Below are 14994 nucleotides of genomic sequence, written 5' to 3'. Positions count from 1 at the left end.
TCCGTGCGGGGCGATCGCCCCGAGGAACCCGCGTCGGGCCGGGGCCCGGCCGGGCTCCGGCGGGCCCCCGGCAGGCAGCCCGGAGGCAGCCGGCCGAGCCGAACCCGTCGCCTCCGGCTCCTGCCACGCGCGCGGGGCACGGCAGCCGACCGCCGGCCCACCTCCACAGCCGCCCCCAGCCACGCCCCTGCCCAGGCAGTCGCCCCGGCCGGGTCCGTCAGGCAGCCGCTCCAGCCGGGCCCGTCACGCAGCCGCCCCCAGCCAGGCCCGTCAGGTCGCCGCCCCAAGCCAGGCCCGTCACGCAGCCGCCCTCAGCCAGCCCATCAGGTCGCCGCACCCAGCCAAGCCCGTCAGGCGGCCGCCCCAGCCAGGCTCGTCACGCAGCCGCCCCCAGCCAGGCCCGTCAGGTCGCCGCCCCAAGCCGGACCCGTCAAGCAGCCGCCCTCAGCCAGCCCGTCAGGCAGCCGCCCCCGGCCAAGCCCGTCAGGCGGCCGCCCCAGCCAGATCCCGGTGGATCGGCGCCGCCCCGCCCGTCAGTGGCACGCCCGTTCCGCCGCGTCGGGAGGCGACGATCTCCGCGGCGATGGAGAGCGCGGTCTCCTCGGGCGTCCGGGCGCCGAGGTCCAGGCCGATCGGTGAGCGGAGCCGGGACAGCTCGCGCTCGGTCAGGCCCGCCTCGCGCAGCCGCCGGTCGCGGTCCTCGTGGGTGCGGCGCGAGCCCATCGCGCCGACGAACGCGACCGGCATCCGCAGGGCCTCCGTCAGCAGCGGTACGTCGAACCTGGCGTCGTGGGTGAGTACGCACAGCACCGTGCGCCCGTCGGTCGGCGTGCTCCGCAGGTAGCGGTGCGGCCAGTCGACCACGACCTCGTCGGCCTCGGGGAAGCGGGCCGGCGTGGCGAAGACGGGCCGGGCGTCGCACACGGTCACGTGATGGCCGAGGAACTTGCCGGCCCGCACCAGTGCCGCCGCGAAGTCGACCGCACCGAAGACGATCATGCGGGGCGGCGGCACGCTCGACTCGACGAGCAGCGTGAGCCCGCCGGGGCAGTGCGAACCGTCCTCCGAGAGACCGACCGTGCCGGTGCGGCCTGCGTCCAGCAGGGCCCCGGCCTCGGCCACCGCCGTGCGGTCCAGGTCCCGGTGGCCGCCGAGACCGCCCTCGTACGAGCCGTCGGGGTGGACGAGCAGGGCCCGGCCGAGGAGTTCCGACGGGCCCTGGACGACCCGGGCGAGGGCCGCGGTACCGCCCTCGGCGGCGGTCGACAGGGCCGCCCGGAACACCTCCCGCGAGGGCGAGTCCGCGCCCACCGGCGTGATCATCATGTCGATGATCCCGCCGCAGGTCAGCCCGACCGCGAAGGCGTCCTCGTCGCTGTAGCCGAACCGTTCGCGCACCGTCTCGCCGCTCCGGAGGGCGTCGGAGCACAGCTCGTACACCGCGCCCTCCACGCAGCCGCCTGAGACCGAGCCGATCACCGTGCCCTCGCCGTCGACGGCGAGGGCGGCGCCGGGCCCGCGCGGTGCGCTGCCGCCGACGGAGACGACGGTGGCGACGGCGAACTCCCGGCCCTCGGCGAGCCAGCGGTTCAGCTCGCCGGCGATGTCAAGCATCCGTCCCGCCCCCGACCGCGGGCACCGTGGCCGACAGCACGCGGTCGGGCCGGATCGGCAGGCTCCGATGGCGTACGCCGGTCGCGTGCCAGACGGCGTTGGCGACGGCCGCCGCCGCGCCCACGATGCCGATCTCGCCGACGCCCTTGATGCCGACCGGGTCGTCCGGGTCGGGGTCGTCCACCCAGTCCGCCTGGACGTCCGGGACGTCGGCGTGCGTGGCGACGTGGTAGCCGGCGAGGTCGGGGCCGTAGAGGCCGCCGCTCGCCCGGTCCCGGACCGCCTCCTCGTGCAGGGCCATGGAGATGCCCCAGACCATGCCGCCGACGAGCTGGTTGCGGGCGGTGAGCGGGTTGACGATCCGGCCCGCCGCGAAGATGCCGAGCATGCGGCGCACCCGTACCTCGCCGGTGGCGGTGTCCACGGCGACCTCGGCGAACTGCGCGCCGAAGGAGTGCCGTTCCTTCTGCGCGAGGGCGCCGAGGGCCGCGGTGGTGTCGGAGCGTACGGTGATGCCCTCCGGCGGGATGCTCGTGCCCAGGGCGAGCCGTTCCCGCAGTTCGCGGGCCGCCTCGGTGATCGCCCACGCCCAGGAGCGGGTGCCCATCGATCCGCCCGCGATCATCGCCGGTCCGAAGTCGCTGTCCCCGATGCGGACCCGGACCTGCTCGGGCGTGACGTCCAGCGCGTCGGCGGCCACCAGGGTGAGCGCGGTACGGGCGCCGGTGCCGATGTCGGCGGCGGCGATCCGCACCGTGAAGGTGCCGTCGGCCTCCGCGGTCACGAGAGCGGTGGACGGGCCCGCGCCCGCTTGGAAGGACGCCGCGGCCGTGCCGGTGCCCAGCAGCCAGCGCCCGTCGCGGCGCACCCCGGGACGCGGATCGCGCTCCGCCCAGCCGAAGCGGCGCGCTCCCTCGTTGAAGCAGGCGGCCAGGTTGCGGCCGCTGAACGGCAGTCCGGAGACCGGGCCGACCTCCGGCTCGTTGCGCAGGCGCAGGTCGATCGGGTCGACGCCGCAGCGCTCGGCGAGTTCGTCGAACGCCGACTCGATCGCGAAGGACCCCGGCGCCTCACCCGGCGCGCGCATGAACGTCGGGGACGGCACGTCGAGCCGTACGACGTGGTTGGCCGTGCGGTGGGCGTCGGCGTCGTACATCACCCTGGCGACACCGGCGCCGGGCTCGACGAACTCGTAGACGGTCGACGTCTGGTTCAGCGAGCGGTGTTCCAGTGCGCGCAGCCGGCCGTCGGCGCCGGCGCCGAGCCGCACGCGCTGGGTGGTGGGGCTGCGGTATCCGGCCAGCGAGAACATCTGACGACGGGTCATGACCACGCGCACCGGCCGGTGCAGCACGGTCGCGGCCATCACCGCGGACACCTGGTGGGCGCGCAGGCCCTTGCTGCCGAAGCCGCCGCCGACGTGTTCGGAGCGCACCCGCACCGCGGACTCGTCGAGGGAGAACATCTTCGCCAGTTCGTCCTGGACCCAGGTGGTGCCCTGGTTGGAGTCGACGACCTCCAGCCGGCCGCCGTCCCACAGGGCGGTGGCCGCGTGCGGCTCCATCATGCTGTGGTGCTCTTCGGGGGTGGTGTACTCCTCGTCCACCACGACGGCGGACGCCGCGAGGCCGGCCGCCAGGTCCCCCTTCTCGGTCTCCGCGGGCATGTGTCCGTCGGCCGGGTAGGCGTCGGGGCGGTCGGCGGAGAGCGTGATGTCGTGCGGTTCCGTGTCGTACGTGACGACGAGGGCCTCGGCGGCCTCCCTCGCCTGCTCGGGCGTCCCGGCGACGACGAGGGCGACCGGCCATCCGGCGTGCGGCACCCGGTCGTTCTGGAAGACGGCGGCGGTCGGGTCCGGCGGAATGCCCAGCATGCCCACGTAGTCGGTGTCGACGCGCGGGGCGTTGCCGTGGTGGAGGACGGCGAGCACGCCGGGCATGCCGAGGACGGGGTCGGTGTCGATGGAGCGGATGCGGCCGCGGGCGACGGTGGACAGCACCAGCCAGCCGTGCGCGAGGTCGGCGAAGGGTATCTCGCCGGCGTAGCGGGCCGCTCCGGTGACTTTGTCGCGGCCCTCCACGCGCGTGTGCGCGGTGCCGACGGCGCCCTTCGCCGTCGTAGGACCGGTCGTGGCGGTGGTCATCGGGCGGCCTCCTCGGTGAGTTCGGTCAGGACGGCCACCGCGAGGTTGCGCATGAGGGTCACCTTGTATCCGTTGTCGGGCAGCGGCCTGGCGGCCGCGAGTTCGGCGTCCGCGGCGGCGGCGAAGGTCTCCCCGTCGGCCGGTCGGCCGATCAGCACCTCCTCGGCCGCGCGGGCCCGCCAGGGCCGGGAGGCGACCGCGCCGAAGGCCAGCCGCGCGTCGCGTACGACGCCGTCCTCGACGTCGAGCGCGGCGGCGACCGAGCCGATCGCGAAGGCGTACGAGGCGCGCTCGCGCACCTTGCGGTAGCGGGAGCGGGCGGCGACCGGGGCGGGCGGCAGGGTGATGCCGGTGATCAGCGCGCCGGGCGGCAGGGCGGTCTCCCGGTCCGGGGTGTCGCCGACGGGGAGGTAGAAGTCGGTGAGCGGCGACTCGCCCGGACCGTCGGCGGTTTCGTAGGTGACGACCGCGTCGAAGGCCGCGAGGGCGACGCCCATGTCCGAGGGGTGCACGGCAACGCAGTGGTCGGAGGCGCCCAGGATGGCGTGGTTGTGGTGCTCACCCGTGATCGCGGGACAACCACTGCCCGGGACACGCTTGTTGCACGGCTTGCTCACGTCGGTGAAGTAGCCGCAGCGGGTGCGCTGGAGCAGGTTGCCGCCGACGGTGGCCATGTTGCGCAGCTGCCCGGAGGCACCGGCCAGCACCGCCTGGGTCAGCGCCGGGTAGGAGCGGCGCACTTCCGGGTGGGCGGCGAGGTCGCTGTTGGTGACGGTCGCGCCGATGCGCAGGCCGCCGTCGGCGGTCGGCTCGACGCCGTCCAGGGGCAGTTCGCGGACGTCGACGAGCCGGGCGGGGCGTTCGACGCCGGTCTTCATCAGGTCGACGAGGTTGGTGCCGCCGCCGAGGAAGCGGGCGTCCGGGTCGGCGGCGAGCAGCGCCACCGCACCGGAGACGTCGTCGGCGCGCTCGTATCCGAACTCCCTCATGCGGTCGTCTCCTTCGCGCTCTTGGTATCCGCCTCGCCGTACGCCTCGGCCGCGCGGGCGACCGCCTGGACGATGGAGACGTAGGCGCCGCACCGGCACAGGTTGCCGCTCATCCGCTCGCGGATCTCCTCCGGGGTCAGGGGTGGCGGTCCGGCCTCGGGCCGTACGTCCTCGGTGGCGGCGCTGGGCCAGCCGGCCGCGTGCTCCTCGATGAGGGCGATCGCCGAGCAGATCTGGCCAGGGGTGCAGTAGCCGCACTGGTAGCCGTCGAGGTCGAGGAATGCCTGCTGCACCGGGTGCAGGCGGTCGCCCTCGGCCATGCCCTCGATGGTGGTGATCGCGCGTCCCTCGGCGGCGACGGCGAGGTTCAGGCAGGAGACGGTGCGACGCCCGTCGACCAGGACGGTGCAGGCGCCGCACTGCCCCTGGTCGCAGCCCTTCTTGGTACCGGTGAGGTCGAGGCGCTCGCGCAGGGCGTCGAGCAGGGTGGTGCGGTGGTCGACGGTCAGCTGGTGCTTCTCGCCGTTGATGTTCAGAATGACGGCGCTGGACGTCGACGAGGGCGCTGGGGCCATGATCAGCCTTCTTTGGTGTCTGTTGACCGGGAAAACTGGCTGTAGGCGGTGGGGTCATCGATGGGCGGAGGCCGCCGGCCGTGGCCGCCGCTAGAGTGGACCGGCAACCGGACAACTGTCCGCTCGCTGGAAAACGTAACGGACAGTTGTCCGCTTAGCAAGGACGGGATTCGGCCACGAACCCGGAAGGAGGACGAGTGCCGCAGCCGAAGAGGGACAGGCCGGACACTCCTCTGCGTTCGGACGCCCAGCGCAACCGCGAGCGAATCCTGAAAGTGGCCACAGAGGAACTGACGCGCTGCGCGGACGCCCCGTTGAGCGGCATCGCCAAGAAGGCGGGCGTGGGACAGGGCACCTTCTACCGCAACTTCCCGCACCGCGAGGCGCTGGTCCTGGAGGTCTACCGCTACGAGATGCAGCAGGTGGCGGACGCCGCTCCCGAGTTGCTGGCCACGCGGGAACCCGAGCGGGCCCTGCGTGAATGGATGGACCGCCTCGCCCGCTTCGCGATGACCAAGGCCGGTCTGGCGGACGCGATCCGGCTGGTCACCAGCGCCCCCGGCGGACCGGAGAAGCCGCGCCCCACCCCCGTCATGGACGCGGCCCAGCTCCTGCTCCGCGTCAACGAGGAGGCCGGCACCATCCGGCCCGGGGTCTCAGCGGACGACTTCTTCCTCGTCATCGGCGGTCTCTGGCTGATCGATCCCGGCGAGGACTGGCAGCCGCGGGCCACCCGTTTCCTGGACTTCGTCATGGACGCGCTGCGGGCGGGAGCGCCAGGCCGGTGACCGCGCCCCGGAAGCGGTAGCGGCGTTCGGGGCGGCCCGCCACCCCGTAGCGCAGGGAGACCTCCGCGCTGCCGACGGTGTGGAAGTACTCCAGGTAGCGGCGGGCGCTGACCCGGGAGACGCCGGTCAGGGCCGCGCACTCACTGGCGGACAGGGAGCCGTCGGCCGCACGCAGCGTGCGTTCGACCAGCTCGGCGGTCTCCACGCTCATGCCCTTGGGCAGCGCCGGGACCGGCGACGCTCCCGCCAGTACGCGGTCGACGTCGGCCTGGCTGCGCACCACTGTGCCGAGCAGCCGGCCCCGCTGGACGGCGTAGCGCTCCAGCCGGACCCGCAGGTCCTCGAACTCGAACGGTTTGAGCAGGAAGTCGACCACCCCGTGCCGGACGGCGCCGCGCACCGCGTCGGCCTCCCGGGCCGCGCTGATGACCATGACGTCGCAGTCGTGCCCGGCGGCGCGCAGCCGGGGGATGACGTCGAGGCCGAAGACGTCCGGCAGATACAGGTCGAGGAGGACGAGGTCGGGGCGCAGTTCCCCGACGGCGGCGAGCGCCTGCTCCCCGGTGCCCGCGACCCCGACGACCCGGAAGGGCTCGACGCGCTCCACGAAGGCACGGTGGACCCGGGCCACCATGAAGTCGTCGTCGACCACGAGCACGCCGATCGCGGCGTCGGTGCCCCGGGGGGCCGCCGCCCCCGTCACAGCGGTCGTGGCGGCCGCGTCGGCCGTGCCGCTCGTACCCGTCATGGTGCTGCTCCTTCCGCCACCGCGTCGGTGAGGTGGCTGACGGTCATGCGTGCGGTGAACATGGCACCCTCGGGGGTGTTGGTCACCGAGATCTCACCGCCGTGGCGCTCGCAGACCAGCCTGGTCAGCGCCAGACCGATGCCGCGCTCGCCCTGCCGGGCGGCCTTGGTGGTGAAGCCGTGGGAGAAAACCTCGCGGGCCAGTTCCGGCGCCACGCCGGGCCCGGAGTCGCGGACCACGATCTCGACGCTGGCGGCGTCCTGGCGCAGCTCGACCTCCACCCAGGCGTCGTGGTCGCCATCGGGCGCCGCCGCGGCGTCCAGGGCGTTGTCTACGAGGTTGCCGACCACGGTCGCCACGTCCGCGGCGTCCTCCGGGGCGAGCCGGTCGAGCGCCGTGCGGTCGGACACCCGCAGGGCGACCCTGCGCTCGGCCGCCAGGGAGGACTTCGCCGTCAGCAGCGCGGCCACGGCGGTGTCACGGACCCGGCGGCTGAGGGTGACGTCCAGGGACTGGCGGCGCTGGTTGAGCGCGCGGATGTAGCGCACCACCTCGTCCTGCTCGCCGATCTGGATGAGTCCGGAGATGGTGTGCAGTTGGTTGGCGAACTCGTGGGCCTGGGCGCGCAGCAGCTCGGAGGTGCTGCGGAAGGAGCCGATCTCCCGTTCCAGGCGGGCCAGTTCGGTGCGGTCGCGCAGGGTGGTGACCGAGCCGAACGGGCGGCCGTCCTTGGTGACGGTCATGCGGTTCATCACCAGGACCCGGCCGTGGCGGACCACGACCTCGTCGCGCGGCTCGGCCCCGTCCGCCGCGGCCCCGGCCAGGACGTCGCGCAGCCGGCCGTCGATGCCGAGGCCGTCCAGGCTCTGGCCCACGCAGTCGGCGGGCAGGTCGAGCAGACGCCGGCCCATCTCGTTGACCAGGGTCAGCCGGTGCTGCGGATCGAGGGCGACCACGCCCTCGGCGATGCCGTACAGCATGGCCTCCCGGTGCTCGGCGAGCCCGGCGATCTCGCGCGGTTCCAGGCCGAGGGTCTGCCGTTTGACGCGCCGGGCGAGGAGCCAGGAGCCGGCCACGCCGAGGCCGCTGGCGATACCGAGGTAGGCGAGGAGGTAGGACGAGGCGCCGCTGAGGCGCTGCCACACCGTCGGGTCGGCCTCGCCGACCATCACCGTGCCGAGGTGCCGGCCGAGGGTCTGCCGGGTGGCGCCGAGCACCGGGACCTGGGCGACGAGCTCACGGCTGCCGTGCACCGTCAGCGGGCCCGACCAGCCGCGCCCCTCGGCGGCGCCCTCGCCGCGCGGCAGCCGGCCGCCGATCAGCGTGGGGTCGGTGGAACTGACGACGCGGCCGCCGGCGTCGGCCACCGTGACCGAGGTGACCCCGGACTGGGTCTGTGTGGAGTTCACCAGCGGGGCGAGGGCCTGCTGCGGCACGGGGCGCAGCAGCTGGCTGCGGACCAGGGGCGTGGCGGCGAGCTGCTCGGCCAGGGCGGTGACCCGGCGGCCCTCGACGCGGTTGAAGGTGGCCTTGGACTGGGCGAGCGAGACGGCGGCGACCGCGAGCAGCACGACCACGACGATGGCGAGCTGGAGGACCAGCATCTCGCCCGCGAGGGTCTGACGGCGGAAGGTGGGGGCCACGGCTGACTCGATCTCGGCTGACGGGGGCGGGCGGGTGTGCCGGCTCGCCATCATGGCGCCCACCTGCGGCGAAGGAAAGAGATGTGCTGTCTTCGCAATGAACCGGGGATGCGTCGGCGACGTACCGGTGATCCACCGGGCGGCCCGGCGGTGACCGCAAAGACCACAACCTCCCTTGGTTCCGCAAGGAAGACAGGCCGCCGGTCCGCAGGCACCATGTGGCCCACGTCACCCCCCCACAGGGTCTCGCCCCTTACCACTTACCGCTCTACCCAACCGACAGGTGGTGTCATACGTGCGCCTGCGCACCCCCCTTGCCCTGCTCGGGGCCGCCGTGCTCGTGCTCGCGGGACCGCCGCTGCTCTCCACGGGCAGCGACGCCGAGACCGGCACGCAGATCCCCGGCCTGCGCTTCATGGTTCCCAACACGCCGGGCGGCGGCTACGACATCACCGCCCGCACGGCCGCGAAGAACGCCGAGGACGCCGGGCTCACGCACAACATCGAGGTGTTCAACCTGCCCGGCGCGGGCGGCACCGTGGGTCTGAGCCGGCTGGTGAGCGAACACGGCAACGGCAAGCTCGCCATGTCCATGGGCCTCGGCGTGGTGGGCGCCGCCCGTTCCAACCACGCGCCCAAGACCCTCGCCGACACCACGCCGATCGCGCGGCTCACCGAGGAGCAGGACGTCGTCGTGGTCGGCAAGGACTCGCCGTACAAGACGATCGACGAACTGATCACCGCCTGGAAGAAGGACCCGGGCAAGATCCCCGTCGGCGGCGGTTCGTCGCCGGGCGGGCCCGACCACCTCGCGCCGATGCTGATGGCGCAGGCCGCCGGGATCTCCCCCAAGTCGGTCAACTACATCCCCTTCGACGGCGGCGGCGAGCTGCTCGCCTCGATCCTCGGCAACAAGGTCGGGTTCGGGGTCTCCGGTGTCGGCGAGTACCTGGACCAGATCAAGGCCGGCGAGCTGCGGGTGCTCGCGGTGACCGGCCCCGAGCGGGTCGACGACCTGAAGGACGCGCCGACGCTGAAGGAGTCCGGCTACGACGTGGACTTCACCAACTGGCGCGGCATCGTCGCCCCGCCCGGCCTGTCGGAGGCGGAGCGGAACAAGCTGACCCGCCTGTTCGAGGAGCTGCACGACTCTCCGGAATGGAAGAAGTCCCTGGACCAGAACGGCTGGGACGACGCCTTCCTCACCGGTGACAAGTTCGGCGCGTTCCTGGAGGCCCAGGACAAGCGTGTGGTGTCGGTACTGAAGGAGCTGGGACTGTGACGACGCGGACCGACTCCTCCCCGGCGCCCGACCCGGCCCCGGCCCCGGCCCCGGCGGCCGAGCGGCGCTCGTGGCTGCGCGACCACTCCGAACTGGGCGTGTGCGTCCTGCTGATGGCGCTCGGTGTGCTCGTCCTGACCGACGCGCTCACCATGGACGTCGACATCACCCAGCGCGGGCCGGTGGGCCCCAAGACCGTGCCGATCGCGGTCGGCATCGGGCTGCTGGTGATCGCCGCGCTGCTCGCCGTCGACGTGCTGCGCGGCGGCCGGGGCGAGGCGGAGGGCGGCGAGGACATCGACCTGTCCGAACCGGCCGACTGGCGCACGGTGCTGCTGCTCTCCGGGATCTTCCTCGGCGCGGCCGTACTCATCGAGCCGGTCGGCTTCCCGGTCGCCGGGGCGCTGCTCTTCTGGGGTGCCGCCTTCGCCCTCGGCAGCCGCCGCCTGGACCGCGATCCGCTGATCGCCGCGGTGCTGTCCCTGATCACCTACATCGTCTTCGACAAGTTGCTCGGAGTGCCACTGCCCGGCGGTCCGCTGATGGGAGTGCTCTGACATGAACGCCTTGAACTCCCTCATGGACGGCTTCGGTACGGCCCTCACGCCGCTCAACCTGCTGTGGGCCGCCCTGGGTGTGCTGCTCGGCACGGCCATCGGTGTGCTGCCCGGCATCGGCCCGGCGATGGCGGTGGCGCTTCTGTTGCCGGTGACGTACGGACTCGATCCCGTCGCCGCGTTCATCATGTTCGCCGGCATCTACTACGGCGCGATGTTCGGTGGTTCGACCACCTCGATCCTGCTCAACACCCCCGGCGAGAGCGCCGCCGTGGTCGCGGCCATGGAGGGCAACCCCATGGCCAAGTCGGGGCGCGGCGCCCAGGCGCTGGCGGCCGCCGCCATCGGTCACTTCGCGGGCGGCATGATCGGCACGATCCTGCTGGTGGCGCTGGCGCCGACGGTCGCGGACCTGGCGGTGGACATCGGCGCGCCGGACTACTTCGCCATCATGGTGCTGGCGTTCATCGCCGTGACCTCGGTACTCGGTTCGTCGCGCATCAGAGGCCTGGCCTCCCTGCTGATCGGCCTGACGATCGGCCTGGTGGGCCTGGACCAGATGACGGGGCAGCAGCGGCTGACCTTCGGTTCGCTGCAACTCGCGGACGGCGTCGACGTGGTGATCGTCGCGGTCGGCCTGTTCGCGATCGGCGAGGCACTGTGGGTGGCGGCCCACCTGCGGCGCGCGGCGGCCGAGCCGATCCCGGTGGGCCTTCCCTGGCTCGGCCGGGACGATGTGAAGCGGACCTGGAAGTCCTGGCTGCGCGGCCCGTTCATCGGCTTCCCGTTCGGCGCCATCCCGGCGGGCGGCGCGGAGATCCCCACGTTCCTGTCGTACGTCACGGAGAAGCGCCTGTCCAAGAACAAGGACGAGTGGGGCAAGGGCGCCATCGAGGGCGTGGCCGGCCCGGAGTCGGCGGCGTCGGCCTCGGCGGCGGGCACGCTGGTGTCCATGCTGACCCTGGGCCTGCCGACGACGGCGGTCGCGGCGGTCATGCTGGCCGCCTTCCAGCAGTACGGCATCCAGCCCGGCCCGCTGCTCTTCGAACGCGAACCCGAGCTGGTGTGGGGGCTGATCGCCTCCCTCTTCGTCGGCATGGTGCTGCTGCTCGCGCTCAACCTGCCGCTGGCACCGGTGTGGGCCAAGCTGCTGCGCATCCCGCGGCCCTACCTCTACGCGGGGATCATGTTCTTCGCGGCGGTCGGCGCGTACGCGGTCGGCGGCGAGGTCGTCGACCTGGTGATCCTGCTGATCATCGGCCTGGTCGGCTTCGGCATGCGGCGCTACGGCCTGCCGATCCTGCCGGCCGTCATCGGCGTCATCCTCGGTCCGAACGCCGAGCAGCAGTTGCGCCGCGCCCTGCAGATCAGCGACGGCAGCGTGACGGGCCTGGTCAACACGCCGTTCGCGGTGACGGTGTACGCGGTGATCGTGCTGCTGCTGGCGTGGCCGCTGCTGAAGCGGCTGGTGATCCGGGGACGGACCCGGGTGGACGCCTGATCCTGAGCCCAGGAAACTCAGCGGACCTGGCGGTCGGACAGCCTGCCGCCCGTGGTCGTCCCCTTCCGGGACGACCGCGGGCGGCTTTCCTCCGGGAACATAGGGTCGAAGGAAACCCAGGAGGGGAAGCGTGACCGAAACAAGCAACTCCCGATCCGCCGCCAGTGAAGCGCGAGAGGCGCCACGGAGCCGACTGCGGCGCGTGATGCGTTACGTCCCCCTGATCGCCCCCGTCCTGCTGTGGGCCGTGCCGTGCTGGGTTCTCCTGCATACCGGTCAGCACTGGCCGCTCCCCGCCGGACTGATCGGCACCGCACTGTTCGTCCTCGGCCTGATCGGTATGCCGCTCGCGATGGTGCGCGGCCACGGTCGGCGGCAGCAGGACCGGGCGGCGATCGTAGGTGACACGCTGCTGGGCAGCATCTGGGTCCTGTTCACCTGGTCCGTTCTGCTCGGCGTGCTGCTCCGGCCCGCCCTGTCCGTGGCCGGCGTCGGTGACGGACAGGACCGGGCGCGCATGGTCACCTGGGCCGTGCTCGGCGTAACCGCCGTACTGCTCGCCTGGGGGTACACCGAGGCCCGGCGCGTGCCACGCGTGCGCCGACTCGACGTGCGACTCCCGCGTCTGGGAGAGGGGTTGGACGGCACCCGAGTCGTACTGATCACCGACACCCACTACGGTCCGCTCGACCGCGCCCGCTGGTCGGCACGGGTCTGCGAGACGGTGAACACCCTGGAAGCCGACCTGGTCTGCCACGCCGGCGACATCGCGGACGGTACGGCCGAACGCCGTCGCGCCCAGGCCGCCCCACTGGGCACCGTGCAGGCGACTCGGGCCCGGGTCTACGTCACCGGCAACCACGAGTACTACAGCGAGGCCCAGGGCTGGGTCGACCTGATGGACGAGCTGGGCTGGGAGCCGCTGCGCAACCGCCATCTGCTGCTCGAACGCGGTGGTGACACGCTCGTGGTCGCCGGCGTCGACGACGTCACCGCCGAGTCCTCCGGACTGGCGGGTCACCGCGCCCACCTCGCCGGAGCCCTTGACGGCGCCGACTCCGACTTCCCCGTGCTACTCCTCGCCCACCAGCCCAAGTTCATCGACCGCGCGGTGGCCCACGGCATCGACCTCCAGCTCTCCGGCCACACCCACGGCGGTCAGATCTGGCCCTTCCACCACTTGGTCCGCCTCGACCAACCAGCCCTCGCCGGCCTCAGCCACCACGGCACTCGTACCCTCCTCTACACCAGCCGCGGCACCGGCTTCTGGGGCCCGCCTTTCCGCGTCTTCGCCCCCAGCGAGATCACCCTGCTCGTGCTCCGCTCCCCGCAGCAGTCCACCTCGCCGTAGGGACGGTCGGCAGCCGCTCCCCCTGCGGGCTCTTGACCCTCACGTGACGTCAGGCTGCATAGTCGGAGCCGTGGAAGATCACTGGACCGTGGGACGCGTGGCCGAACTGGCCGACGTGAGCGTCCGCACGCTGCATCACTATGACGAAGTCGGGCTCGTGCGTCCGTCGGCGCGTACCGCGGCTGGGTACCGGGCCTACTCGGCGGGCGACGTGGAGCGGCTCAGGGAGGTGCTGGCCTACCGGCGGCTGGGCTTCGGTCTGCGGGAGGTCGCGGAGTTGGTCGGCGACTCGTCGACCGACGCGATCGCGCACCTGCGCCGACTGCGCGGCCTGGTGCTGGAGCGGCGTGATCGCGCCGACGCCATGGTGGCGGCCATCGACAGGGAGCTCGAGGCACGGTCGAAGGGACTGAAGGTGACACCGGAGGAACAACTGGAGATGCTCGGTGCACGGTTGTACGACGCGATCGGCGGCGCCTACACCACGACACGGCGTACCGAGCCTCGCATCGCCGCGCAGATCTGGGACGCTCTCGGGGACGCGCGGACGGTGCTGAACGTCGGTGCCGGCACCGGCTCCTACGAGCCCGCCGACCGCGACGTGACCGCGGTGGAGCCATCGGCTGTCATGCGGGAGCAGCGGCCTGCCGGCGCGGCGCCGTGCGTGGCCGCCGCCGCGGAGAACCTGCCGTTCGAGGACCACTCCTTCGACGCCGCGATGGCCGTCTCCACCGTTCACCACTGGGGGGACCCGATAGCGGGGCTGCGCGAGATGCGGCGCGTGGCCCGCCGCGTGGTGGTGCTCACGTTCGACACCGACGAGCCCGGATGGCAGGACCGGTTCTGGCTCACCCGCGACTACCTGCCCGAGTTCGCCACCGTCCTCGGGGAATTTCCCCCGCTTGCCGGGATGGCCGACGCGATCGGCGTCCGCGCCGAGCCGGTGCCCATCCCTTGGGACTGCGCCGACGGCCTGTTCGAGGCGTGCTGGCGCCGACCGGAGGCCTATCTGGAGGATCACGTACGCCGTGCGTCGTCGGTGTGGACGAGGGTCGGGCCGGAGGCCGAGCAGCGGGCGGTGCGAAGCCTCAGCGACGACCTCGACTCCGGCCGGTGGGCCGAGCGCAACAGCGACCTCGCCGACCTCGACGCGGCAGATCTCGGCCTCCGTCTGCTCACATCCTGAATGGACACCGGCCACGATCCTTGGCCCAGCGCCCGCCAGTCCTCCGTCCCGTCCTCGCCACGAGCCCGGCCGCCTGCCTGCGCACCCGACCGTGCTGCCGTTGTCTCAGCCCAGGCTCGCGAGCAGTTCGTTGCACGCCTGCTCACAGCGTCGGCACGCTTCGGCGCAGACCCGGCAGTGTTCGTGCATGTCGGCGTGGCCGGCGCACTCGTCGGCGCACGCTTTGCAGACAGTGGCGCACGCCTGCAGGACGGCTCGCGTGATGTTGGCGTCGTAGCCGGTATGCCGTGACAGGACCGACGCGGTGGCGTTGCAGACGTCGGCGCAGTCCATGTCCGTGCGGATGCACTTGGTCAGGTCACCGACCATGCCCTCCGACAGGCAGGCGTCCGCGCACGCGGTACATGCCTGTGCGCAGGCAATGCATTCCTCGATGCACCTGGCCATGGCTTCCCTGTCCACCCCGCCCAGGTCGGCGGGGTAGGTGCGGAGCATGTCATTGACGGTTGTGGCCATAGCGCCTCTCCTCAATCTTCTGGCAGAAGGCACCGAGCAGCGCCTTCCAGGTCGACGCCCGCCGGGTATCACCGCGCCGCATGTCGCAAACGGCGAAGTCG

The 14994-nt window shown here is 72.7% G+C and carries 13 protein-coding genes; 6 read left to right on the top strand and 7 right to left on the bottom strand.

The features are described 5' to 3' along the window. Window positions 1-483: 483 nt before the first annotated feature. The 4 genes from RI578_RS33990 to RI578_RS33975 are packed head-to-tail and all read right to left on the bottom strand — an operon-like array spanning window position 484 to window position 5321. Entirely contained in the window at window positions 484-1614 is a 1131-nt protein-coding gene (locus RI578_RS33990; protein WP_310874634.1) for an XdhC family protein, read from the bottom strand. After that, window positions 1607-3757, bottom strand: coding sequence for a xanthine dehydrogenase family protein molybdopterin-binding subunit (locus RI578_RS33985; RefSeq protein ID WP_310874633.1), 2151 nt, complete (start codon window positions 3755-3757; stop codon window positions 1607-1609). Before RI578_RS33985 ends, RI578_RS33990 begins: the two co-directional genes overlap by 8 nt. Then, a complete protein-coding gene (locus RI578_RS33980; protein ID WP_310874632.1) occupies window positions 3754-4746 on the bottom strand; it encodes a xanthine dehydrogenase family protein subunit M in 993 nt (330 codons plus the stop codon). The genes RI578_RS33985 and RI578_RS33980 overlap by 4 nt, the downstream gene beginning before the upstream one ends. Then, the gene (locus tag RI578_RS33975) at window positions 4743-5321 is read right to left on the bottom strand and encodes a 2Fe-2S iron-sulfur cluster-binding protein (RefSeq protein ID WP_310874631.1); all 579 of its coding nucleotides are present in this window, start codon (window positions 5319-5321) and stop codon (window positions 4743-4745) included. The genes RI578_RS33980 and RI578_RS33975 overlap by 4 nt, the downstream gene beginning before the upstream one ends. Before the next feature lie 197 nt (window positions 5322-5518). Here RI578_RS33975 and RI578_RS33970 point away from each other — a divergent pair, with 197 nt between their 5' ends. Further along, entirely contained in the window at window positions 5519-6109 is a 591-nt protein-coding gene (locus tag RI578_RS33970) for a TetR/AcrR family transcriptional regulator (protein ID WP_310874630.1), read from the top strand. On the opposite strand, the gene RI578_RS33965 is transcribed toward RI578_RS33970, so the two are convergent. Continuing rightward, a complete protein-coding gene (locus RI578_RS33965; protein WP_310874629.1) occupies window positions 6072-6857 on the bottom strand; it encodes a response regulator in 786 nt (261 codons plus the stop codon). The two genes, RI578_RS33970 and RI578_RS33965, sit on opposite strands and share 38 nt — an antisense overlap. After that, window positions 6854-8500 carry an ATP-binding protein gene (locus RI578_RS33960; RefSeq protein ID WP_310874628.1) on the bottom strand — a complete coding sequence of 549 codons (1647 nt, stop codon included), beginning with the start codon at window positions 8498-8500 and terminating at the stop codon, window positions 6854-6856. The genes RI578_RS33965 and RI578_RS33960 overlap by 4 nt, the downstream gene beginning before the upstream one ends. A gap of 295 nt (window positions 8501-8795) precedes the next feature. Between RI578_RS33960 and RI578_RS33955 the strand changes: the two genes are divergently transcribed. The 5 genes from RI578_RS33955 (at window position 8796) to RI578_RS33935 (ending at window position 14377) form a co-directional block, all read left to right on the top strand. Further along, on the top strand, window positions 8796-9782 hold the full coding sequence (locus RI578_RS33955) for a tripartite tricarboxylate transporter substrate binding protein (RefSeq protein ID WP_310874627.1): 987 nt from the start codon (window positions 8796-8798) through the stop codon (window positions 9780-9782). Next, a complete protein-coding gene (locus RI578_RS33950) occupies window positions 9779-10339 on the top strand; it encodes a tripartite tricarboxylate transporter TctB family protein (protein WP_399062309.1) in 561 nt (186 codons plus the stop codon). The genes RI578_RS33955 and RI578_RS33950 overlap by 4 nt, the downstream gene beginning before the upstream one ends. A 1-nt stretch (window position 10340) precedes the next feature. Then, window positions 10341-11840: a tripartite tricarboxylate transporter permease gene (locus RI578_RS33945; protein ID WP_310874626.1), complete on the top strand. Its 1500-nt coding sequence runs from the start codon at window positions 10341-10343 to the stop codon at window positions 11838-11840. Window positions 11841-11970: 130 nt separating this feature from the next. After that, the gene (locus tag RI578_RS33940; protein ID WP_310874625.1) at window positions 11971-13191 is read left to right on the top strand and encodes a metallophosphoesterase; all 1221 of its coding nucleotides are present in this window, start codon (window positions 11971-11973) and stop codon (window positions 13189-13191) included. Window positions 13192-13279: 88 nt separating this feature from the next. Continuing rightward, a complete protein-coding gene (locus RI578_RS33935; RefSeq protein WP_310875928.1) occupies window positions 13280-14377 on the top strand; it encodes a MerR family transcriptional regulator in 1098 nt (365 codons plus the stop codon). A gap of 105 nt (window positions 14378-14482) precedes the next feature. Here the strand turns inward: RI578_RS33935 and RI578_RS33930 are convergent, their stop codons facing one another. Continuing rightward, window positions 14483-14893 carry a four-helix bundle copper-binding protein gene (locus RI578_RS33930; protein ID WP_210959523.1) on the bottom strand — a complete coding sequence of 137 codons (411 nt, stop codon included), beginning with the start codon at window positions 14891-14893 and terminating at the stop codon, window positions 14483-14485. Window positions 14894-14994 lie beyond the last annotated feature (101 nt).

The sequence above is a fragment of the Streptomyces sp. BB1-1-1 genome, assembly GCF_031597775.1.
In the GTDB taxonomy this organism is placed as follows: domain Bacteria; phylum Actinomycetota; class Actinomycetes; order Streptomycetales; family Streptomycetaceae; genus Streptomyces; species Streptomyces thinghirensis.
This window is presented reverse-complemented; position numbering and strand designations above follow the sequence as displayed.

Coding starts and splice junctions, on each gene's coding strand:
- RI578_RS33990 (WP_310874634.1), bottom strand. CDS start 1,614: ATGCTTGACATCGCCGGCGAGCTGAACCGCTGGCTCGCCGAGGGCCGG.
- RI578_RS33965 (WP_310874629.1), bottom strand. CDS start 6,857: ATGACGGGTACGAGCGGCACGGCCGACGCGGCCGCCACGACCGCTGTG.
- RI578_RS33930 (WP_210959523.1), bottom strand. CDS start 14,893: ATGGCCACAACCGTCAATGACATGCTCCGCACCTACCCCGCCGACCTG.
- RI578_RS33980 (WP_310874632.1), bottom strand. CDS start 4,746: ATGAGGGAGTTCGGATACGAGCGCGCCGACGACGTCTCCGGTGCGGTG.
- RI578_RS33985 (WP_310874633.1), bottom strand. CDS start 3,757: ATGACCACCGCCACGACCGGTCCTACGACGGCGAAGGGCGCCGTCGGC.
- RI578_RS33945 (WP_310874626.1), top strand. CDS start 10,341: ATGAACGCCTTGAACTCCCTCATGGACGGCTTCGGTACGGCCCTCACG.
- RI578_RS33975 (WP_310874631.1), bottom strand. CDS start 5,321: ATGGCCCCAGCGCCCTCGTCGACGTCCAGCGCCGTCATTCTGAACATC.